We start from the raw sequence: 431 nt of genomic DNA, 5'->3' as shown, positions 1-431 counted from the left end.
ACAGGTACTTTATGAAGAAAATACCATACTTTTTTTCTTCAGTTATACCTTTGAGATAAATCTGAAAAGGAAAAAAATCTATATAATAATGGTATAAAAAGACCTGCTTTTAAGGGGAACATTTCCACCAGTTTAAAGTATATTTGCAGCCATAAAAAATTGATAATTATGTCACTGGATGCACAGGTAAAGATCTTTAAATGGGTAAGTATTTTAGAAGGAATTTCTTTTTTGGTCCTGCTATTGATCGCAATGCCCCTTAAGTACATTTGGGATGCTCCTCAAATGGTACAATCGGTTGGAATGGCTCACGGAATTCTTTTTGTCACCTATATTTTCGGCGCCCTTTTACTTTTTAAACCCCTGGAATGGAGCTATAAAACCTTGTTCATTGTTTGTGCAAGTTCTGTACTTCCCCTGGGGCCTTTTTA

The 431-nt window shown here is 35.0% G+C and carries 1 protein-coding gene; it reads left to right on the top strand.

Annotation, left to right across the window (positions count from 1 at the left end; translation table 11 throughout):
- Positions 1-168: 168 nt before the first annotated feature.
- Positions 169-431: DUF3817 domain-containing protein (locus HC175_RS19050; protein WP_168139746.1), on the top strand; the 263-nt coding region annotated here is incomplete at its 3' end.

The organism is Salinimicrobium oceani (assembly GCF_012037645.1).
This window is presented reverse-complemented; position numbering and strand designations above follow the sequence as displayed.